This window comes from Desulfobacter sp. UBA2225, from assembly GCF_002348205.1.
Classification (GTDB): domain Bacteria; phylum Desulfobacterota; class Desulfobacteria; order Desulfobacterales; family Desulfobacteraceae; genus Desulfobacter; species Desulfobacter postgatei.
Genome location: NZ_DDYV01000179.1, coordinates 1 through 450, shown reverse-complemented (window position 1 = coordinate 450; position 450 = coordinate 1). Strand labels below are relative to the sequence as shown.

Sequence of the window (450 nt, the reverse complement as noted above, 5' to 3'; positions counted from 1 at the left end):
GGCCGATGTTATGACCAAGCCCGAAATTTGACATCAAACACTACAGATGAAGCAGCCGGACAGGTTTGGGGTTAAAGGCAAGACCCAGTTCGATGCGGTCCAGGACCGTCTGTTTCTCATCCGGGAACTGATATCCTTCATACTTATGATGCAAGACCAGTTCGCCCGAGGCTGTTCGCCAGTAATTGCCCATGTGGTCAAAGCAAACCTTGGATGTTACATCCAGGTTCCGGACCATGCGGCGCAGTTCAAGCAATTGCTCCCGGGGATCAAGCAGGGTGATCTGCCCCTGGTTGACCTGGTCGGACATCGGTGTGCCGGGAGCGGGCCTGAAGGGCCGGGACCGGATATAGTGCGGATTGACCTCACTGAGGACCCGGGCGGTATTTTCGGCGTGCTGCTCTGTCATCTTCTTGCCGCCAAGGCCGGGCATCCAGTATTCCGATACCT

General features: G+C 56.0%; 1 pseudogene. It reads right to left on the bottom strand.

The annotated features are described in order from the left end of the window. Positions 1 to 40: 40 nt before the first annotated feature. Positions 41 to 450 (bottom strand): annotated as a pseudogene (locus tag B3D59_RS09230) (radical SAM protein); the annotation flags it as partial.